Annotated in this window: 10 protein-coding genes; 4 read left to right on the top strand and 6 right to left on the bottom strand. The window is 42.7% G+C overall.

Annotated elements, in window-relative coordinates; all coding sequences use genetic code 11:
* Positions 1–7 precede the first annotated feature (7 nt).
* From ACYPZI_RS00095 to ACYPZI_RS00080, 4 genes are all read right to left on the bottom strand, one after another.
* Positions 8–1,993, bottom strand: a complete 1,986-nt coding sequence (locus ACYPZI_RS00095; RefSeq protein WP_459597390.1) for a RagB/SusD family nutrient uptake outer membrane protein — start codon at positions 1,991–1,993, stop codon at positions 8–10.
* Positions 1,994–2,004: 11 nt separating this feature from the next.
* A complete protein-coding gene (locus ACYPZI_RS00090; protein WP_459597388.1) occupies positions 2,005–5,178 on the bottom strand; it encodes a SusC/RagA family TonB-linked outer membrane protein in 3,174 nt (1,057 codons plus the stop codon).
* Between the two features lie 313 nt (positions 5,179–5,491).
* Positions 5,492–7,495 (bottom strand): alpha-galactosidase, encoded by a 2,004-nt coding sequence (locus tag ACYPZI_RS00085; RefSeq protein WP_459597386.1) that lies wholly within the window; start codon positions 7,493–7,495, stop codon positions 5,492–5,494.
* 46 nt (positions 7,496–7,541) lie between these two features.
* On the bottom strand, positions 7,542–9,743 hold the full coding sequence (locus tag ACYPZI_RS00080) for an alpha-galactosidase (protein WP_459597384.1): 2,202 nt from the start codon (positions 9,741–9,743) through the stop codon (positions 7,542–7,544).
* Between the two features lie 249 nt (positions 9,744–9,992).
* Here ACYPZI_RS00080 and ACYPZI_RS00075 point away from each other — a divergent pair, with 249 nt between their 5' ends.
* From ACYPZI_RS00075 to ACYPZI_RS00060, 4 genes are all read left to right on the top strand, one after another.
* Positions 9,993–13,967 (top strand): hybrid sensor histidine kinase/response regulator transcription factor, encoded by a 3,975-nt coding sequence (locus tag ACYPZI_RS00075; protein WP_459597382.1) that lies wholly within the window; start codon positions 9,993–9,995, stop codon positions 13,965–13,967.
* Between the two features lie 867 nt (positions 13,968–14,834).
* Positions 14,835–15,845, top strand: a complete 1,011-nt coding sequence (pta, locus tag ACYPZI_RS00070) for a phosphate acetyltransferase (protein WP_459597380.1) — start codon at positions 14,835–14,837, stop codon at positions 15,843–15,845.
* Positions 15,846–16,142: 297 nt separating this feature from the next.
* A complete protein-coding gene (locus tag ACYPZI_RS00065; protein WP_459597378.1) occupies positions 16,143–17,108 on the top strand; it encodes a 3-hydroxyacyl-CoA dehydrogenase family protein in 966 nt (321 codons plus the stop codon).
* 4 nt (positions 17,109–17,112) lie between these two features.
* Entirely contained in the window at positions 17,113–18,315 is a 1,203-nt protein-coding gene (locus ACYPZI_RS00060; RefSeq protein ID WP_459597376.1) for an acetate kinase, read from the top strand.
* Positions 18,316–18,349: 34 nt separating this feature from the next.
* On the opposite strand, the gene ACYPZI_RS00055 is transcribed toward ACYPZI_RS00060, so the two are convergent.
* Positions 18,350–19,579, bottom strand: a complete 1,230-nt coding sequence (locus tag ACYPZI_RS00055) for a TlpA family protein disulfide reductase (protein WP_459597374.1) — start codon at positions 19,577–19,579, stop codon at positions 18,350–18,352.
* Between the two features lie 25 nt (positions 19,580–19,604).
* Complete coding sequence (locus ACYPZI_RS00050) at positions 19,605–21,278, bottom strand: fibrobacter succinogenes major paralogous domain-containing protein (RefSeq protein ID WP_459597372.1); 1,674 nt, start codon at positions 21,276–21,278, stop codon at positions 19,605–19,607.
* Between the last annotated feature and the right edge of the window lie 12 nt (positions 21,279–21,290).

The following is a 21,290-nucleotide window of genomic DNA, read 5'->3' as shown; positions in this document are numbered from 1 at the left end:
TATTTAATTACCATCCATATGATTGGATTAAATTAGGATTGTATACAATATTATTGTCTTTTATCGGCCAGAAGTATTGCTTGTTCTGATACATTTTGGGTATATATATTGTAATGACCTGATAATAATCCTCGTTCGTGAGCCCCCATATATTCCAGCCTTGTATTGGCTTGATAAATTCTTTACCCGCTAATTTCCAACGGCGGATATCAAAATAATAGTGTCCTTCCAATGCCAATTCTATCGAGCGTTCGCGCCGGATAATCTCCCTCATTCCCGATACTGTTTTGGGCTTGTCTTTATTGATAGAGTGATCGTTCCATGATTTCACAACGCCTTCCAGTCCGGATCGTTCGCGAATAATATCCAGGTATTTGTAGATTTCAGGATTAACCGTTTCTCCATCGGTAGATTCGTTCAATGCTTCGGCATACATGAGGTATAAATCGGCCAGACGGACTATAGGGAATGGATACTCATATACAACGGCGCCATTTTCGTCCAACTCATATTCTACGGGCACCACCTTTTTCGAAAAGTACCCTGTCTCAGAATACGCTTCTGCCGGGTTTATGATTCCTCCATATTCGCCCTTTTTCCCTTGTATATAATTGGGAGTTCCATTGGGATCTTTCCATTTGCTTCCATACCAGGTAGCGCCATCGAAGCCAAGAAATCCGTAGAAACGATATTCCCTGTTGAAATGCAGGATAGCAGTTTTAGCTCCTTCCTTCATAACATACTTGTTGTCAGACCCTATAGTCTGGAATTTATAACGTTCATTGTACCAGTTGTTATTTACCACCCAATCTTTATCTTCTTCGATAGGAACCCCGTTTCGTGAATAGAATCGTTCAGCGGTGGCTAATGTAGGAGCCAAGATTCCTTTTGCCTGTACCATTTGAGACCAAGAATTAGCATTTAGCATCGATGGTGTAAGTCTTGCGACAGCTGAACATTGCAAATCATAGGTCGATTGTTTTCCGATACTCCAGATCAACTCCTTCGTGAAGCGATGGGTAACGGCGCCTCTTACATTCATTCCATAGCTCAGTTCATCCGGCAAATCTATAGGCCATTCATCCGAAAAATAGTATATGCCATGCCCGTTAGCCTCAGCCAGCTCAATAGCTTCGCGTGCGGCTTCGGCAGCCAATGTCCATTTGCTTTTATCATATGTCTGGTTAAAGAAAGGCTGGCCGTCATGGTCTTTGAAGTTAGCCAAATCGGTATTTCCGTTAAACAGGGGGCTGGCCGCCAATAATAACACTTTTGCCTTGATAGCTAACGCAGCGGGTTGTGTCAAGCGCCCCATTTCCGACCCTTCGGCGGTTATGCTTGGGGGTAAGTCCCTGTATGAGTTGTCTATCAGGTCGACTATGTATTTAACGACTTCATCCACCTTTTGCCTGGAAACGCGTGTTTCTTCGATACTGGCGTCGAGGGGCAGATTTTTATCGATGATCGGAATTGGGCCGTAAAGTTGAAAAAGATAGTAATGGTAAAAAGCCTTTAACACGTTAACTTCCGCGAGCCAACGCAAACGTTCGGTTTCTCTCAATCCATGAACCCGATCCGGGATAGACACATATTCGAGAAAAATATTACAATCCCTTAACGCCTGGAATAGTGGTTTTCCTGAATAATCCCTATCATCTATCTTCCACTGCCATCCATCCCAGTAATTAGCGATCGGGTCCGAACTGTTTTGTAAACCGTATGCTATCAAATTTGTCGTTCTATTGGGGCGGACTCCTGCCTCAGTAGTATAATACCATATCTCATTTCCGGAAGCTATTCCCGGATTAGCGTACTGGTCGCCGTATGGCGGTACATATGAATAGCACGTATAAAGGTATTGCTCGGCGCTCGACCTGTTGTTAAACGCAATATCCAGGGTTGCCAGATTATCGGGTACGATATCCAAATAATCGGAGCAACTGTTCAGAGAACATACCGCTAAAAGCGTTACTATTATCTTGTATATTTTCATGTTTTTATGTATTAGAAGTTTATGTTCAATCCAATATTATACACTCTCTGTATGGGATACCCCAATCCGTTACCCCCCATTTCGGTATCCCACAGTTTGAATTTGCTCATTGTAAAGAGATTATTCCCCGAGAGATAAATTCGACAAGATTCCATTCCAATGCTTTTTATAATTTTCTTGGGAAGTGAGTATCCCAGTTCCATTGTTTTCATACGAATGAATGTTCCGTCCTGCATCCACCATGTACTGGTCTGAAGATTGTTTCCTATGTGTCCACCCGCCAAACGAGGCCAAAAAGCGTATAAGTTTTTGTTATCCTCGGACCAGTGGTCTGTCGCTATTTTATCAAGCAGGGCGGTTTCGCTTACGAAAGGTGCAATTCTTCCCGGATCGAGGTAGAATGATACCCTGGCATTTCCCTGAAAGAACATCGACAGGTCGAAATTTTTATATCCGGTCGAAAAACCGAAACCGTATGTTATTTCCGGAGTTGTAGGATATCCGAAATAGACTCTATCGGCGTCTGTAATTTGCCCGTCGTTGTTGATATCTTTATACTTGATATCTCCGGCCATATATTCGCCAAAAGTTTGTAGAGGAGAATTTGCAATATCATTTTCATCGATAAACAACCTTTCCGCGATATAACCACTCCATTGCGATAGATTCCGCCCTATAGCCGAGCTCCAAGGCCTGCCTATCGAGGCATAATTGGCTTCTTCCAATACCTCGTACCTACTTGTCGCATAGGTGAAGTTCGCCCTTGCCGATGCCCAGAAATCTTTCCCTATAAATGATTTGTAATCTACGGAAAAGTCGATTCCTCGCGAAGACGCTTCCCCTACATTTGCTTTTGGATTCGCACTTGACAGTAATCCCATTGTGGAAGTAATATATGATCTGGTTTGCAGAATATGGTCACGGTACTCATTGAAGAAATCAGCCTGTATTTCAATATTGTTAAATAGGCCTAATTCGAAGCCCACATTCATCTTTTTTGAACGTTCCCACGTTATCAGGTCGTTGGCATACCGAATGACACTTATACCCGGCTTACCCTTAGGATTGGCATATTCTTTCCCAAAATCGACCGTTTTGCCCCCGTCGCCCATGTTCAGATTCGATAAATAAAAGAAACGGTCGTCTTCGCTACCGATAGCGTCGTTACCCACCAATCCGTAAGTGAACTTAAACTTCAGTTTATTGACCGTTTTCTGCAATGGTTCCCAAAAACTTTCGTTCGAAATAATATAACCCGCTCCGATGGAAGGAAAAAAACCAAAACGTTCCTTCGCGGAGAAACGCTCCGATCCATTATAGCCAAAATTGAATTCTGTAAAATATTTAGATTGATAGGCATAAGTAAAACGCCCGGCCAGTCCCTGATTTCTAAAAGGAAGTGAACGTTGGATATTTCCCGAGTTCGATATTTTACGATCCTGCATGGTCAGTACCAGCATACCGCTGACATTGTGATCGCCAAACGCCCTGTTATAATCGAACGACATTTCCACATAATTGGTAGTTGTCACATCTTTCGTCCCTTCATTGTAATCGAGATATTCCGTTCCCTGAGTGGGGTTCAGTTCTTGAAGTTGATATGTATTAGTCTTCGGATCGTATCCTCCTGAAGCATAATAAAACGGATTATACTTCCGGCTCACATCGCTATATGAATAGCGTACCGTATTTAATAATACCCTGGCCCTAAGTCCTTCTATCAACGCGCTTAGATCCTGTTTTGCCTCAAGTTGCGCTGATATATTAGTCCTGTTATATTCTTTATATCCCCTTACCATATCAGCGTATGGATTCATATACGCCGGACCCTCGCTGCCTCCCGACGACACAGCGTTACCAAAAAGTACATGGGTCGCTCCTTCATAGTCGCCGACGGCCGGAAAGCTTTTTGGAAACATGACCGGATTTGTTCTCATTACTTTCTCGAAAGTTTCATTGCCTCCGTCTATCGGACCGGAATAGTCATCAAAACTTCCGCTGACACGTACAATTATTTCCGTCGATTTCGTGAGGTTCAGGTTGACGTTCGAACGCACGGTATACTTGTTCAGGTCGATATTGGAATTGAAGTTATTCAATTTATCATTCTTCAACACCCCGTTGTCTTTTGCATACGACATCGCTATAAAATACCGGGCAATATCTCCGCCTCCATTTATATTAGCATTGACCCGTTCTGTGGTTGTACTTTTCTTAAATAATTCGTCGTACCAATTTAGCGACGGATATGCGTATGGGTTAACATTTGCCTTTGTTCTCTCTATTTTTTCCTGCGAATATTTGTAATAGTTTCCCAACGCGGGATTCCGGGCCACTACAGCTTCATTATTTAAATTCATATATGTAATCGGATCTGCAAGGTCTACCATTTTGGTTGGTTCCGAAATCGAATGTTCCATCCTTACCGACACTTTGGTTTTTCCTGTGCTCCCCTCTTTCGTGGTAACTAAAATTACACCATTCGCGCCTCTCGCGCCATACAGGGCTGTAGCCGTAGCATCTTTCATTATAGAAAACTGAGCGATATCATCTACATTCATGCGGGCTAAGTCGTCAGCGGATAGTTCTATATTATCTATCAATATAAGAGGATCTTTCCTGTACCCGAAAGTCGTTACTCCCCTTATAAAGAACTGGGCGTTGTCTCTGCCGGGCTCTCCGCTTTGCTGGTATGATATAATACCCGACATCCTTCCGGCTAAAGCATTCGTAAGATTACTTACGGGTATTTTTAGCTCTTTGGGGCTAACTGTGGTTATCGCACTAATCACACTCTCTTTTTTCTGTTTGGCAAATGCTACCACAGTGACATCGTCCAGCTCATTCGCCAATGAAACCATTTGGATACGGTATGTGTTTCTTCCGTCTATAGCTACTTCCTGAGTCTGCATCCCGATAAAGGAGAATACCAGTATTCCGGAAGAAGGAGCTTCTAATATTCCGGAAGAGGGAACTTCTAACGCAAACTTCCCGTCAACGTCTGTTATTACACCGCCTAAAGAACCTTTGATGACAACGGTGACACCCGGCAAGGCTTCGCCGGAATCGTCGCTAACTGTACCTTTTATAACCTTGTTCTGTGCAAATACAACAGAGAGTCCAAGGAAATAAAAGATTGCCATATATGAAATCTTTCTTAATAATGAGTCTTGTTGATTTTTCATAATTTTTTAGATTGTTTGTTTTCCTGTATGCTATTCGTTAAGAATGTGCAGTGATTAATTTGTTTTTGATATCCGAAGATTAATGTTTCATAGTTTTCTCTTTTTTAAAAATTAGTAAATGGTTGACTCTTGTTATCAGGAAAACAAAACTAATGTTGCTTATTTATTTTTTGCATTATTTTTTTGTCAATTAATACATGGAATGTCCGATATATCATTTTTATTACTGTAAATACTAAGGTGTAATACAATTGCTGTATTTTTTAAGACATTCCTTTTATTCCGCGTAAAGACGTTTTATCGACTATTGTATTTATAAAGTTTCTGCTGATATTTTTAATACCTTCACATCCTTTGCCGGTATTATTATGGCCTTTTTCAAATCAACCGGTTGGCCACTCCACAGTTCTTCGGCCTTATAAGCAGCCGGATTATTCAGCCCAATTCTTTCGAAAGATGGAAAAACTTCAATTTCGCTATCTCCGTAATTGAAAATCACGTAATATATTACTCCGTTACTATCAGTGTATACAAACTGGTTTTCTGACTTTTCCCCATTCCCTTCTACCGGCCTGAATGATTTTCCTATTGCCATAGCATTGATTCCGGGATTAGTCAGGAACTTGTTGGAACGTTCTTTTCCTTCTACTTTCCCGTCCGCGCTATAATCATCTCCGGTTATATATAATCCGGTTATAGCCGATGAGGTGATACGAGCCCTGTTTTCACCTTCCGTAGCGTCTCTGAGAACAATGTGGTCGGCATCGTTATACAGGTATGCCTTACCAATCCACCAACCATAAGACAGGGCATTCATGGTATATTCGGTATCTTTTATCTGATTCCACGCATCGCAGGCTATACGGCGCGATTGCGCGTAGTTGGACGGGAATATAGGGGATATTGACAAATTGAGATACATATCGTTGAAGTATTTGTTCAACAGGCGCATGCCATAATTATAAGCTTGTACTCCGGTCTGTATTTCAGGTTTATACCACGAATCAGCTTCCATGATTCCATGCGTCATAAAGTCCATTTTTACATATTCGAAGCCACAACGGCGGAAAAGGGCGGATATAGCTTCCATTCGTTTTTCTATGGCAGGATGGGTAGGATCGATGGCATACGCTCCATCCAGTTCCTGCGGCTTGCCGTTAGCGTACAGGTATATGTCCTTGAATTTATATTCTGTCGCATATTCGACTTCTCTTTCCGGGTTTTTCCCCCAATCGGTAAATGGCACCCAGTAGATGCCTGCCAATTGCCCGTTATTTTTACATTTTTGGACAAAAGCTTTCAATTCTTCTTCTGTAAAACTGTCCCATCCGGAATCGAGCCATACGACTAATTTGTTATCACGGTTGTAGAACCCATCCTTTTGGATATTGCCTTTTATCCAGTCCGATACTTCCAGGGCTTTCTTATAGGTCAGGTTAAACTGTAATGCACCCCAGCTATTCCAGCCAAAGGGCATGCTTTTTTTCCATTCTTTGGCAAGCGCCGTTATAGCGTTGGCCTCGCCATATTCTTCCAAGCCTGTCCTCCAGTCTGTACAATATCCAAGATATACTTTCGGCGATTTTATCACCTTTCCCTTTATTGCTCCATGTTCTTTCGAGTCGCGGGTAAGATTATCCGCAACTCCTGCATAACAGGTCAGAGAGCCTATCGAGTCGTTATTACTTTTTCCTATTCTCACCGCTGTTTTCCAATCGGTATGTTCCACCGAACCCACAACCAGCCCTTTGCGGCTTTCATTGTCAAATACCGCAGATACTTCGTAGCTTAGCAAGCTGTCTAATGGCAATGGGTGAGATTGAAACCTGATCCAGGCATCGTTGTCGAAAGGAATGAATAAAGCCCTGTTGTCTCCTTTGGGAAGGATTTTACCCAGATGGCCGATATTAACAGTAGCCATATAGTTCGACTCTATTTCCCCATCCTCGCTTTCCAGTATAAAATCTGTCAATATATAATCCCTATCGGGATACAGGTAGAACGACTGGGTCAGTTTCGGCAATTTTTTATCCATATATGTTATTTGCAGAATCTGCCCTGTGCCAAAGTTATCACTGACAGTTTTGAGTATAGACGCGCTGTTTTTATAATCGCGTGTTGTAACTATACTTCCGTTCAGTTTGTATGAAGCATATAGATCTTTGATCAGAAATTCAGTTGATTTCTCTACATTTATTGTCCTGAGTTCCTTGTTATATTTTATCGTCCATACATCATTCGATACTTGAGATGTGTTTTTACATGCCCCAAAAAGGAATAGCATCAGATAGATGAATAAAAAATAAGTATTTTTCATAGTATCAGTCAGGTTATAAGTTATTTGTATTATAGGTTATTTATTATCACAACTCTGTTATCTTCAATATCGCGCTGTCGAAGGCTCCTCCTATATTCAGGGTGACACCTGATTTCATCAGGAAGCCGCCGCTAAAGGTAGCGCCATCGTATAATGATATTACTTTGCCGTCTTTCCGGTTTATTTCTTCTATTTTGTATTTTTTATCAGGGTCGAGGCCTTTCAGCTTTGTTTCAAAATAAGTTGTCCTGCCGTGGTATTTCAGACTATAGGCAAACATTACAGCCTCCTTTTTGTCTTTCGATACATACAAATGCGAAGCCCATCCGCTTTCGCCGTAAGGAGAAACTAAACGGTACAAATCACCGAACTGGACAATAGGGCGTATTTGCTTGTATGTGTTGATGGCATTTTTCGCAAACTCATAATCATCGCCTTTTAAATCAGACGGTTGCATTTCCATGCCCAGCCGTCCCGACATTGCCACATCGAACCTGAATTTTAGAGGCAGCAGCATTCCCGTCTGATGGTTCGGGCTGGTGGAAACGTGTGATGCTGTAGCGATTGCCGGAAAAAAAAGGTTTGTACCATATTGGATAAAAATGCGGTCGAGGGCATTTGTGTTATCGCTAGCCCAAAATTCATCGTGATATTTTAATGCGCCATATTCGAGCCTGCCTCCACCGGAAGAGCACAATTGTATTTGGATGTCAGGATATTTACTACGGATGCGCTCGTATACTTTATACAATCCTCGCACGTATTCGTACCAAAAGTGTGTTTGATTATCCTTTGTCAGATATTCAGACCCGGCATTATCGACATGGCGATTGGCATCCCACTTCACATAGGTTATATTTTTCGATAGAGAAACGACATTGTCGAACGTTTCGAACACAAAGTCCTGTACTTCAGGGTTACTCAGATCCAGAAGCCACTGGTTGCGCATAGGAAGAATATCCCGTTTTCCGCTTTTCACAATCCATTCGGGGTGTTTCTTTGCCAGTTCGCTGTCGGGGTTTACCATTTCGGGCTCTATCCATATTCCAAACTGTAAACCTTTGTTTACGGCATAGCCGGCCAGATAATTTATTCCTCTTGGCAGTTTTTTCTCATTCACCTGCCAGTCACCCAACCCGGCGTTATCGCCATTGCGGGGATATTTATTGCCAAACCAGCCATCGTCGAGAACAAACATTTCTATTCCGAAATTGGCTGCGTTGTCTATCATCGAGGTTATTGTGTTTTCTTCAAAACTGAAATATGCGCCTTCCCAGCTATTGAGGAGTATAGGGCGAGTTCTGTCGCCATGCGCCATGCCGTATGCCCGTGCCCAATCATGGTAATTTCTTGATATCTCCCCTTTTCCAGCCGGACTGTATGTCAGTATCATTTCGGGGCTTGTCAGTTTTTCTCCGGCTTTGAGATTGTATGTGGATGCGAAAGGGTTCATTCCTCCTGTGATAAATAGTTCCCCTGTTTCGCCGATCTCAAAAGCCAGTTTGTAGTTGCCGGACCAGGCCAGCGTTCCCGCGTATATTTCCCCGGCGTCTTCATTAGAAGGAGTGTTTACCGAAATAAGGAAAGATGGATTTTCGGCTTGTGTGGCTCTTACCCCTTTCTTTGTTTCTATTACTTTTATACCATGCCTTAGTTTTTCTTCTTCCATCTGCATTTCGGCTGCCCATGTACCATGAAAGTGGGTCAGGTAATAAGATTCCGCATGGATCGGGATATATGAGGATGCCAGGTTTTCAACTTTCAGCGTTTTATCTTCATTATGGTAAATAGTTACGCTTTGACAAATCACGTCTTCTTTTTTATAGCATACAAACCGTACATCAACATACACAGGATATATTTTGTCTTTGAGCTTAATCGTAAATTCGGTACGGTTGCCGTCTATTTCCACTTTATCGAGTGAATCGTATATCAGGCTTGTTGTCAGCGCTCCGTCATTGTGTGTAAGTTTCAATGCCGGTTCAAGATAATAGCGACCGCCATACGCCGGGTACAATTGAGGCGCCATATTGTCATTTGTATCGGGCTGTTTTATGAATGGCTTATCCATAAAAGCTTGTATATCTTTTATCTTTTCGCCCCAATGCAGAAAACAAACTTTCCCGTCAAGGGATACCCCCAATATTATGGATGTGTTCTCTGTCGATATTTCGATCAGGCCTTTTTGTGTTGTTCCCCAAATATTAAGCGAGAAACAGCATAAAACAATTAAAAAGAAATTTTTCATTGCAGTTTTTTGGTTAGATGATTATAATATGTATAATATAAATTTCAGAATGAAAGAAGTACGCAATAGCCAATTTATCACAAATATATCTTTTTAATTCATTTAACTCAATCTTGTAAGCGCCAATTAATAGTATATTTGCTTTAAGAACCGCTTCTTTTGTATCCGTTGCGACATTTGTTGCATAGATTGACAAAAGCGTATAAATCATATTACTTATCTTTGTGTAAGATACATTACTCATGCACCATGAAACATCTATTTATCCTTTGCCTTATTATCTTTGAAGGGATTGCATCTTTATGCGCGCAAAATAACTATATGTCTATAAACGACCAGAACGGCTTGTCGCACCATAATGTAAAATCAATCATCCAGGACGGCAACGGTTTCATTTGGTTTGGGACGCTGAATAAGCTGAACAGGTTCGATGGTGTCAATATGGAAGTTTACGATTGTTATTCTCCCCGCACAGGCAAACGGAACAACAATATCAGTTCGCTCTTCGTCGACGCGAAAAACAAGATATGGGTAGGGACAGACAAAGGCGTCTTTGTATTCAACCCTGTAACTGAGATATTTTCCTCTTTCGATTATAAAACAGAAAAGGGCATTGAAATTACTCAATGGGTGGAAGACATACAAATGGATAATGATGGTTTCTTGTGGATTGTTGTACCTAACCAGGGGGTCTTTAAATTCAATCCGGGATCTGAAAAACTGATATTGTATTCGGTCGTAGACGAAGTGCTTCCCAGCGTAAGCAATCCTCAATGCATCGCAATAGAAAAAAACGGGCGGGTATGGATAGGCACAAATGGCTCGGGTATATATTTATATGATAGTAAAAATGATTCTTTTGTCCAATATGCTGATATGGATAACAGCAAAGAATCTGTTATGGGGAAAAACATCTTTACGATATGCCACTACGAGGAACAGTTAATAATTGGAATACACGAAGAACGCTTGCTACTTTTGGATAAGCGGAACGGAATAGTAAGCCATATGGGGCTTCCCGAAATAGACTTCAAAATAATAAGGCATCTTGCGATCTACGATTCAGACCTTTGGGTGAGTACGCAGGATGGTTTATTCAGCGTTAGCCTCGACAAGATAAAACTGAGTAAAACAAATGGACAACTGGCATTTCAAAAACACCTGTTGTCTGACAATTATATAGAAAAAACATACCAGGACAGCGAAGGAGGGATATGGATCGGTACATACTTTAGTGGAGCATGTTATTTCCCTAATAAGAAAAATATTTTTAATTGTTATATCCCTCAAAAATCGGAACAGAAAAATTTATCGAGCCGTATACGGGAGATGAGGGAAGATAACAATGGAAATATATGGATTGGAACTGAGGATGCCGGATTGATGTTTTTCGACACTACTCGAAAACATTTTAGCAAAGTTCCGAAAACAACACATAATAAACGTACTTTGGGGATGCTCATGCAAGACTCGAAGCTATGGGTCGGATATTTCAAAGGAGGCGTGGATATTATAGATTTGCAAAATAATTCGGTAAAACACTATTCATCCGAAACCTTGGGGCTGAATGAAGAAAGTATATATGCCTTGTGCGAGGACAGAAAAGGTAAGATTTGGCTGGGGAATGCCTGGGGAATTTTTGTTTCCGGCAGGCAAAACGATAAATTTTCCGGAATGAAAGAATTTGGACTGTGTTTCGTTCACGACATAATGGAAGATACCGAGGGATATATATGGGTTGCCACCTTAGGCAACGGAGTCTTCCAATTCAATCCGGACAATCAGGAGTTAATACATTTCACGTCAAATAAAGATAATTCAATAAGTTCAAACTCGGTAAACAGCATCACCGAAGACCACTTAGGAAACATCTGGTTTTCGACCGACCGGGGAGGCGCTTGTATGTATAACAAGAAGGACAGGCGCTTTAAGACATATACAATAAAAGATGGCCTGCCCGATGATATTACATACAAAATACTGGAAGATAAAGATCATAACCTATGGTTCGGCACAAATAAAGGGCTGGTCAGGCTGACCCCTCATACTAACGAAGTAAAAGTATATACCCAGAATGACGGGCTTTTATCCAACCGTTTTAATTATAAAGCAGCGCTAATAGCAAATGACGGGACATTCTACTTTGGGGGCCTGGATGGCTTGGTTACATTCAGGCCGGGTTATTCTGAAACCAATAAGTTTATTCCTCCCGTCTATATTACGAAATTGACTATAGGGAATAAAGAAGTTTCGCCCCAGTCCGATGTTTTCCCCATACAGGAGAGTATTATCTATACAAAAGAGCTGACATTGAATTATGATCAGTCTAATATCATGTTCTATTTTATCGCTCTTAGCTACACTTCTCCTAAATCGAACCTGTATGCCTACAAATTGGAAAATGTCGACGATAGTTGGGTAACAACAAATAACAATTACACGGCATCGTACGCTAAACTGTCTCCCGGCGAATATACGCTAAGGGTAAAAGGCAGCAATAACGACGGGCTTTGGAACAATGAAGAGGCTTCTATCAAGCTTGTCATACTGCCTCCCTGGTGGAAATCCACCTTAGCTTATATCTCCTATTGCCTGCTAATAGTTTTGGCCATATCCTTACTTGTCTGTTATTTCCTGAAAAAGAGCAGGGACAAAGCGATCGAAAATCAGCATATATTTGAGATTAAACGGGATAAAGAAATCTATGAGGCAAAAGTTGATTTCTTCACAAACATTGCCCATGAAATCCGTACACCGTTAACTCTCATCAATGGCCCATTGGAGTCCATCATGGAATATGATATCCAAAATGAGGATATAAAGTACAATCTGGATATTATAAACAGAAATACCAATCAGCTATTGCAGTTGATAAATCAACTTCTGGACTTCAGGAAAGTGGATAGTAACAAGTTCACGCTGGATATACAGCAAATAAATGTCAATCAGTTTATTTCCGAAATAATCTCCCAGTTCGAAAAAGAAATAACCTTAAAAAAGATACAGCTCAACTTTACGGAAGAAAGGGAATCGCCAATACTGGCAGCAGCAGACAAGGATGCCTTTACCAAAATATTGAACAACTTACTGTCGAATGCTATAAAATATTCCAAATCAAAAATTTATATACTGGTTACTGCCGATGACGACTATTATACCATAACAATAATGAATGATGGTGAATTAATACCGGCCAATCTCAAGGACAAAATTTTTGAACCTTTCTTTCAGGTCAAATCTTCCCAGAAGGAAACTTACGGGTCAGGTATAGGTTTGTCCCTCACAAGGTCTTTAGTAGAAATGCACGGGGGGTACGTATATTACGAAAATCAGCAAGATATGAATGTGTTCACGCTGAAAATGCCGGTAGTAAACAAGATGCATAAACAGATTAAAATCCTCCTTGCAGATCAGGAAACCAAAGAAGAATCGTTGACGCAACAAAATATCGCCCTATCGTTTTTCTCGTCTCCCAAACAAACTATATTGATTGTGGAAGACAATACAGACATGCTTCATTTTATATCTAAAGAACTTAAAGACGAATACATTACCGAATCGGCAAGTGATGGCTATGAAGCTTTGGATGTTTTGAAATCGAAGCAGATAGATGTAATAATAAGCGATGTGATGATGCCCAATATGGATGGTTTTGAATTATGCAAAATTGTAAGGGAGAACTCTGATTATAATAATATCATCTTCATCTTACTGACTGCAAAAAACGACTTGCCAAGTAAAGTGGAAGGCTTGAAAATCGGGGCTAACGCATATGTGGAAAAGCCATTCTCTATTAAATACCTGACGTCCCTGCTCGAAACTTTAATAAAGAACAGGCAGCGCGATATAGAACAGTTTTTAAAGAAACCATACCTCTCAGTATCTCATCAGGGAGAAAAAGATTTTTTAGAGAAAGTCGTAGAACTGGTCAATATGAATATTACAGATTATGACTTCAATGTAGAGACTTTGGCAGAACGCCTGAACCTCAGCCGGTCGAGCCTGCATAGGAAAATTAAAAATCTCACCAATTCTTCACCTATCGAATTTATCCGCCTCATCCGCCTGCAAAAAGCTGTTCTGTTGATTCAGGATGGAAAATATCGCATAAACGAGATTTGCCATCTTGTGGGCATCAATTCTTCTTCTTATTTCATCAAGCTATTCCAAATTCAATATGGTATGACTCCCAAAGAATTTTCTGAAAAAATAAAAAAACATTGAATGACGAATACATCAAGTTTGTGTATTGCTGAATTTCAATGATTATTTATACGTAAGGGCTTAAAATAGGAATGGTTGTCTCACGACAACCAATCTTCATTGTTAACCTTAAATCTAATACTATGAAAAACACATTACAAAGATAAGGGGTATTGAAATATATTCCAAACTATTCAGGGTCAAATTTTAACAGTTTAAATTTGTTTAACTCAATACCCCGAATAGTTAATCAATTTGTTAAATATCCTTGCGTATTCTGAACAAATAAAAAAGGCGAGACCGTCATGAGTAGTCGGTAGTCAGTACCATCAACAGCCCCACCCCAGCCCTCCCCGAAAGGGAGGGAGTTATCGGGGAGGCTTTTTCCCCTTCGGGGGAACTAAAGGAGGCTACATTTTCTAAATCTTTTACAACAAAAGCTTTGCTATTTAATAAAAAAGGTTTAAATTTACGTATTATTAACTAACGTCAATCAGTAGTTAAAGTAGTCAAGTAGTTATCAGTTGCTTAGCAACTTGGAAGTTAAAAAGAAAATCAGACTTCGTTTATATAACTCCTTGACTACTAATGAGTGAAACGAGTGATAACTTCTTTGACTACTGATTCGCATAACGGAAATACTTAACCCCCTGTATTCTCGGGGCTGTCGGAATAGCGGCAGAGGAAAACCACAGGACTAAGAAACCGACAAAGCTAAAAAGGGAATACCTCTTTTTAGTTATTTCACATTTCCTTGTTATTTTTTGATCAAAAATGCAAACTCTAGTTTACATTTTTACTACATTTGTGCCGTCTAATAAAAGGGGAAATTTAAACAGGCTCTTAGCCCTTATTAAATAAGAAATACAACTAAAACATCAAATAATCATGGATTTAATAAAACAAATTGTAGAAAGGGCTAAAGCAAACAAACAACGCATTGTTTTACCCGAAGGCACGGAAGAAAGAACCATTACCGCCGCCGATAGCCTTATCGAAGACGGAGTAGCAGATATTATCCTTGTAGGAAACCCAACACAAGTAAAAGATCTGGCTGCAAAACTAAACCTTAGCAACATAGACAAAGCGACCATCATCGACCCCCAGAATTACGAGAAAAAAGAAACTTATACCAATCTCCTTTTCGACCTGAGAAAAGCCAAAGGCATGACCATCGAACAGGCTGCGAAATTAGCGGAAGACCCGTTGTACATCGGCTGCCTTATGATTAAAAACGGAGATGCGGACGGCGAAATCGCCGGAGCGCAAAATACAACAGGAGATGTACTTCGTCCGGCTCTGCAAATCATTAAAACAGCTCCGGGCATAAGTGTGGTTTCAGGAGCATTCCTTATGTTCACCTCGCAAAAAGAATACGGAAATGACGGACTGCTTGTGGTTGCAGACTGTGCCGTAACTCCCGACCCTACGGCCGCGCAATTGGCAGAAATAGCTGTAGCGACAGGTCACACCGCACGTGCCCTTGTCGGCGAAGAACCTCAGGTGGCTATTCTAAGCTTCTCTACAAAAGGCAGCGCAAAACACCCAATGATAGATAAAGTTATAGAAGCGACACAATTGGCACAAAAAATAGACCCTTCACTAAATATTGACGGGGAATTGCAAGCTGATGCGGCTTTAGTGCCATCGGTAGGGAAACAAAAAGCTCCGGATAGTAAAGTCGCTGGAAAAGCAAACGTCCTTGTATTCCCTTCGCTGGAAGTAGGAAATATTGCCTACAAACTGGTACAACGCCTTGGCGGAGCAGAAGCCGTGGGTCCGATATTGCAAGGAATGGCCGCGCCGGTCAACGACCTTTCTCGCGGATGCTCGGTAAGTGACATTTATAATATGGTGGCTATAGCGGCCAATCAGGCAATTGCGGCTAAAAAGAATTAACGAGCACCCCACCCAACCTCCCCAAAGGGGAGGGGTTGTTAAGTTCTGAATCCTTATATCCTCTTTGTCATGTTGAACGGAGTGAAACATCTTCTTAATCGAAGGAGATCCTTCGTTCCACTCAGGATGACAGCAGAGAATAACAGAATAAAGTGGAGAACTTAACAGCCCTACTCCAAAGGAGAGTAGTAAGCGAAGCTACAACAAATATAGTGTATATCTATCAGTATGCTTGTCATGGCTTTGCAGCCCCTCCCCTTTGGGGAGGTTGGGTGGGGTGATAAATTAATAATATATATGGCAGAAATCATTGAACCTATTGAAGAATATGGGTTAAGTACAAAGCATAAGAAAAGATCTCTCTTTTCTAAAATAGGCGTTGTCGGATGCGGACGCGACGGGCGTCATATCGTTAGCCTAACCGCCCTTTCGGGCATTGAAGTTGTATTCGTAGAAGTATCGGAAGAAAGGATACAAATTGCCCTGAACGATATAGAAAACAAGCTGGATACAAAAATCGAAAACTGGGGTCTGACTCAAGGTGAAAAACGGGCTACAATGGGTCGCATTAAAGGGACTCTCGACTATGAAGACCTGAAAAACTGCGACTTCGTAATAGAATGTATTCGTTACGATATGGCCGGTGAGCGCAGCATAGAACTTCGTAAAGAAGTTTTCCGCAACCTGGAACAGGTATTGGCTCCCGATGCCATTATAGCTACCAATGCAACGACAGTAATCATAAGCGAACTGGCCGCTGACCTGAAATATAAAGAACGCTGTATTTGCCTTCACTTCCCTATTTCGCATACCGATGCACGTTTGTTGGAAGTCGTAAGCGGAACATTTACATCAAAAGAAGCGATCAATAAGATTTTCCATTTCGCCAAAATGATCAAACATACGGCTATACTGGTACACGAAAGCAGTGGACTTGTCAGCTTCCGCCTGATGATCATCATGCTTAATGAGGCATGTCAGATATGGATGGAAAACATCGCTACCATAGAAGATATAGACAAGGAATTTACCATTATCTACGGACAACGTTACGGGATTTTCGAGATGGCCGACATTATAGGTATCGAAAAGCTGGTTATGCTGATGGAAGACATGTTCAACGAATATGGCGATAAGAAGTACAAGGCAACCCCGGTACTGCTGAAACTATATCGCTCTAAACAACTCGGACTATCTGAAGGAAGAGGATTCTATGTGTATAATGAAGCAGGAAAAATAATAGGCCCTAACGATTTAATTTAACAGCATGAAAATATTAGTATTGAACTGTGGAAGTTCATCTATCAAATATAAGCTTTTCGATATGGAAAGCAAGGAAGTACTGGCACAGGGAGTTGTTGAGAAAATAGGTCTCAAAGGTTCTTTCCTTAAATTCCCGCTTCCAAACGGAGATAAAGTCGCCCTCGAAGGAGAAATTCTGGAGCATCAGGCAGGTATAGAATATATACTGGGCGTATTGACAAGCCCGAAATACGGGTGTATCGAGTCGCTCGGCGAATTAGATGCCGTTGGGCACCGCGTTGTGCACGGAGGAGAAAAATTCAACAGCAGTGTATTTATTACCGACGAAGTAATAACCAAAATGGAGGAGTGTATCGATCTTGCACCTCTGCACAATCCACCTAACTTAGCAGGTATATATGCCGTAAAGGAGTTGATGGGTAATATCCCCCAGGTAGGGGTATTCGATACCGCATTTCATCAGACTATGCCGTCTGAAGCATATATGTACGGGCTTCCATATTCTTTATATGAGAAATACGGCATCCGCAGATACGGATTCCACGGGACAAGCCATCGTTACGTATCCCGCAAAGGTTGCGAATCGCTGGGTGTACCATACGAGAAACAACGCATCATTACAGCCCATATAGGTAATGGGGGATCATTAGCCGCCATAAAAGATGGAAAATCCATCGATACATCTATGGGTATGACTCCGGTGGAAGGCTTGCTGATGGGAACCCGCTCGGGTGATGTTGATGCCGGCATCGTTTCATACATTATGGAAAAGGAAAACATCGGCACACAAGCAATATCTACTTTGGTAAACAAGCATAGTGGGTTATTGGGAGTCTCGGGTGTATCGTCCGACATGCGTGAACTGCGTGCTGCAATAGCTACCGGAAACGAGAGAGCTAAATTAGCTTTGGATATATTCATTTATCGTATCAAAAAGTATATAGGGGCATACGCCGCAGCTTTAGGTGGTGTAGATATTCTTATGTTTACCGGAGGTATCGGAGAAAATGTAGACCTTGTAAGAGAGCAGGTGTGTAAAGATCTCGAATTTATGGGCATTAAGATCGACACAGCCAAGAATCTGGAAATACACGGAGACGAAGCGGTTATTAGCACTCCCGACTCCAAGGTTACTGTGATGGTAGTACCTACCGACGAAGAATATATGATTGCATCAGACACTATGAAGATCGTCAATATCAGTTGAAAAGATGAAGCCGGATGGTTTACAATAAACAGTCTCATTCTTTCAGCAATTCTTTCAGCTGGGCATACCGTCCACGGACAATACCGTCCCCGTCGGTCAGGATAAATGTAGGAGTACCTACTATCCCGTAGTTGCGGAAGTTGGCTCCGTCGAAGCCTTTGAAGTCGCATAGCTTGTCTGCCCAGGGTAAGCCCGTTGCCGTTTCTTCGAAAACAGCCCTGTCCGCATCCGCCGCTATGGAGATAACCCGGATATTGTTATCTGTCAACAGCTTATACTTACTTTTCAACTCCTCCAACTCATAATGGCAGTTGCCGCAACCCGTCTCATAAAAGACAATCAAGCTGAGTTTGGGAACAATAGAACTGTCGCCTGCGACAATCTCCGGTGCGGGTTGCCCGTTTAGGGGCATGGTCAGATATTCCGTACCCAGCTCTGCCAACAGGCTGTCCTTTGCATATTTGATGAACAGGCGGATAATAGCCTGCGTTACTTCCCTGCGGATATGTATATCGTTGCCGCACCTGTCGATCATATGGCGGGTATCGCTGAGCAGCAGGCTGTCGTTGGTCGAAGTTTGTACCCATGTTTCCAGTACCTGTTGCCAGAAACCGCTGGTGTACAGGTCGTTGAAATCGACCATACGGGCGATAAACTCCCGCTGTTCTTCCAATATGCCATCCGGCGGCACGTTGAAAGAACTGCCTGTTCCCGAAAGGCAATTCAGTATCTCCACTATGCGGGCGGCATACAAAGGGCTGTCATTTATCTCCTTTCTAAAAGCCTTATACTCATTATCCAGCACCTGCATACGCTGTTCGGGCGGAGCCAGCACATAGGACGGGCTTTGGTTTTGCCGACGGCTTGAAACTTCGGCGTATTCTTTTATGATTTTGTTTTGCCGGGCAAGGGTATTGAGCAGGTAATTGTTCTCCGGCGAACCGTCGAATGTAGTTTCTGCCACCATTGCATCCGGCTCGCTCAGGCCGGACTGTTCATTGCCGTTGATAACGATATTCCATATCCTGCCATATTCCCTGACAGAGAAGCGTCCCACTCCCCGGTAGTTTCGGGGCAGGGTGACAGACGCCCGGCCTCCGGCGTCCAGTTCCCCTCTCGCGATGGTGTCCTGCTTAGCGCCTTCCAGCAGGCAGAAATAATAGTCCCGTCCGGCGTACCAGGGTAACCGGATGGATACGGACTGGGCAAGGGATATTGCCGGAAACAGTAATAGTATACTAAAAAGCCTGATAATTTTGTACATACCGAAGTATAATTAATAGCGTTTATTATAAATCCTTGATGCAACGTAACGCGAAGCCGGACGAGCGGACCTTAGCGTCGGCAGGATCCACGCCCTCGTTGTTGAAGGACAGGGCGTGCGCACCACTTTTACCGACAATGCCGACACTCCAGTATTGGCCTTGCGAGCCTTGGTATCCGAATGAATCTGAGCTTGTGTCCCGCAGGCCACTCGCAGGCAAAAAGAGGGTTGTATTAACGCCGTCAGGCTTGATTTCGTAACCGCCGTTAATGCCAGAGCTGTTCCATACCCAGGTATTGGCAGTGGCTGTCGCGGGAGAACCCGAATGAGTACCGCCTTTGTACAGCTCTCCCCATTCTTCCTGCGTAGGGGTGCGCCACGCTGTACCCGCGTCGGTACAAGCGTCGCTTCCAGGCCCTGTTGCCCAGAACGCCTGATAAGTACCGTCCGTTTTATAATGGGCGCAAGGGTCATTCTGGATAAAACGCCCGGTACGCCACAACAGATCGGATGCAGTCTGAGACTGACCGGCAGGTGTCCAGTCTTCATATCCCCAAATAAACAGACCATGCCAGGCACCGTTTGGATCTACCTGGTAGTAAGGAGAAGGTATGCCGGATGAGGGACACAATTGACCGCTAATGATATCGCTAATCTTTATCTCGTTATAATAAACACCCGTTAATGGATCCTGAACAGGCGGCACCGCAATTACGTCATGGTGCCAAAATTTGTTTACTCCAGTGGCGGAGCGTAATTCATGGCCGTCAGCAATACGGCCCCACTGGAAAAGGGAACCGTAAAGTGCTTGACAGTCCGAAGGTTCAGTAAGATTGACAGGATAATTTTGTTGGTCTCCAATAGTCAGCTTGGTAGCCCCCAGGTTAAGGCACATAAAGGAGAGCCATTCCCCGGCAGAGTTCTTCGCGCCGCAACCCACGGCTACTTCGGCAATATCCGATTCCAGATGCGCGCCTAATGAACTTTCGGCAACACAATAAAACCGGTAGAATCCCGCGTTGTTGGCATCGCGGGTAGTGCCTTTAAGGACTCCGGAAGGGATAAAGGAGTTCGAGTCAGCTCCTGTGCCCGATACAGTCCCCGGCTCTCCCACAGGCTTAGCGATACGGACATGCATATTATGGCTCGTTACCTGGTACCACCGGTACGTCCAGTCACCAGGCCCGACAACGCGAAATTCAAGAGGCGACATAATCGTCGTCGGCTCTCCCGTCTCGTAGAAGGCGAATTTTTTGGGTTGCCCATCTTTTTCAATGTAGAACGGTACAGCCGCATTAGCCTGTGAAGTACGCCACTGCGCCCCGTTCCATGTATAAACGGCAGGGTAAATCGTACCGTCAAGGGTAATATTATACACCATCAACCCGGCAAGGCGCTCTTTCAGGTTGCCGGTATTGGCTATAAAGTCAGGATCGTCATCCGGTATAAAAGGCTCGAGGGTACTGATGTTTTCCAGTTGTACGCGGGGAAGCAGCAAGCCTTTGTCGGAACTGACATTGTCGGGATCCGTAACGGCAGTGATAGCCGCCGTGCCCTGACGGGTTTTCAGGTCGAGCAAAGCCGCCTTCTGGGATTCTATACCCGAACCAATGGTTATCTGGGCTTGCAGGCAATGGACGGGAAAAAGCAGCATGGCTACCGGTAAAAGTCCTTTGAATCTGTTTATTATTGTTCTCATAATTTTTATCTG

The organism is Dysgonomonas reticulitermitis, from assembly GCF_054601275.1.
The sequence above is the reverse complement of the archived record's forward strand: the minus strand, read 5'-3'. Positions and strand labels throughout refer to the sequence as shown.